This is a genomic window from Bradyrhizobium sp. WSM4874, assembly GCF_055811835.1.
Genome location: NZ_JBVVPR010000140.1, coordinates 1 through 1,636, shown reverse-complemented (window position 1 = coordinate 1,636; position 1,636 = coordinate 1). Strand labels below are relative to the sequence as shown.

The following is a 1,636-nucleotide window of genomic DNA, read 5'->3' as shown; positions in this document are numbered from 1 at the left end:
ACGGGTGGGCGACTTCAAATCGGAATGGTGGGCGAGATCATCTCGGAATCCTGGGCGACATCGATCGGAATCCGCAGTCAGATAGCCCAGCGACGAATGCAGGCGATGGCTATTGTAGTCATCGGCCCACGCCGCAATCCTGGTTCGGGCGAGATCAAGGCCGAAGAACAGGGTTTCGTTGAGAAGCTCGTCTCGCATCCGGCCGTTGATGGGGAAGACGGCTCCGCTCTCTCGGCGACGGTGATATCGTGCCAGATGTGCTGGCGGCAGAAGGAGTCAATCAAGATGAACATCGCGACTATTGGGTTGGACATTTCAAAGTTCGCTTTTCACCTCCATGCGGTTGATGATGAAGGACGCGTGGTCTGTCGCCAACGCCTGCGGCGTGGTGAGATCATCGCCTTCTTCTCATCACTGTCATCCTGCCTGGTCGGCATCGAGGCTTGTGCTTCCGCGCACCACTGGGCACGCGAGATCCAGCGGCTTGGTCACGATGTGAGATTGATTTCCGCCGGCATATGTAAAGCCCTACGTCCGGCGAGGAGCTAAGAACGATGCCACTGATGCGGCCGCAATCTGCGAAGCAGTTGCTCGCCCTCACATGCGGTTCGTTCCGATCAAGAGCGTCGAGAACCAAGGCTTCTTGATGCTTCATCGAGCGAGAGGCCTGCTGGTTCGTCAGAGGACTATGACATCTTGCGCCATCCGAGCCCATTTTGCCGAGTTCGGAGTTATTGTTGGGCAAGGCCGACAAAGGTGGATGGTTTGGTGCAAATGTTGGACGATGATCAGTTATCGTTGCCGACTACGGCGCGCATGGCGCTGGCAGCGCTTGTGAACCAGATGAAGGAAGTCGACCGGCAGATTGAAGCCATCGAGCGAGAGTTGGCTCAGATCCAGAGAGCGCATCCAGTGGCGAGGTTGCTTGCTTCCATCATCCCGGGCGTCGGCCCCTTACGGCTACAGCCCTTGCTGCCACCGTTCCCGATCCAACCATGTTCCGTTCCGGGCGGGAGTTCGCAGCTTGGCTCGGCCTAACGCCAAGGCAGAACTCAACTGGTGGAAAAGATCGGCTCGGCCGCATAACGAAGCAGGGAGATTCCTATCTTAGGCACTTGCTGGTCATCGGAGCACGTAACGTCGTCCGGTTCCCAAAGGCTCGCTCACGGGTCGGAGGCGGATGGATCGAAGCTCTCCTCGAGCGACGTCGACCCATGGTGGTCGCAATCGCCGTTGCAAACAAGTTGGCTCGGATCGTCTGGGCGATGATGACGACTGGGGAGTATTATAGGCCGACATCCCCCGCGTGAAGCTGCGGATGCGGCTAACAAGGTGCGAGGGCAAATGACAGCGTGATGAAAACCGGCGGAGCTGGGGATCGAGAAAGCCCGAAGAGCTTTAAGCGCAACGAGCGCGACCCGTTGATGAGGCCTCGATCCGCGATCTCCATCAGGGCCAGCACCATGGTATCGGTCGCACCAAAAGGCCGTATACATGAACGCACCCGACCGACATCAAAATGTTGTCGAAACCTCTTGCACCCGCGGGCCGTCTATACATGAAGCTTTCACAGAAGCCGTTCTGCATCGGTTTGCCTGGCGCGATAAAGTGCCAGGCAATCTGGTTGTCCTCTGAC

Annotated in this window: 1 protein-coding gene and 2 pseudogenes; 1 reads left to right on the top strand and 2 read right to left on the bottom strand. The window is 57.8% G+C overall.

The genetic code is table 11. The annotated features are described in order from the left end of the window. Positions 1 to 75: 75 nt before the first annotated feature. Positions 76 to 219, bottom strand: a pseudogene (locus tag AC0L3P_RS39670) (integrase core domain-containing protein); the annotation flags it as partial. A gap of 66 nt (positions 220 to 285) precedes the next feature. On the opposite strand from AC0L3P_RS39670, the pseudogene AC0L3P_RS39665 reads away from it, so the two are divergent. Next, positions 286 to 1,310 (top strand): annotated as a pseudogene (locus AC0L3P_RS39665) (IS110 family RNA-guided transposase). Between the two features lie 139 nt (positions 1,311 to 1,449). On the opposite strand, the gene AC0L3P_RS39660 reads toward AC0L3P_RS39665, so the two are convergent. Then, positions 1,450 to 1,620 (bottom strand): integrase core domain-containing protein, encoded by a 171-nt coding sequence (locus tag AC0L3P_RS39660; RefSeq protein ID WP_473309421.1) that lies wholly within the window; start codon positions 1,618 to 1,620, stop codon positions 1,450 to 1,452. Positions 1,621 to 1,636: the final 16 nt, after the last annotated feature.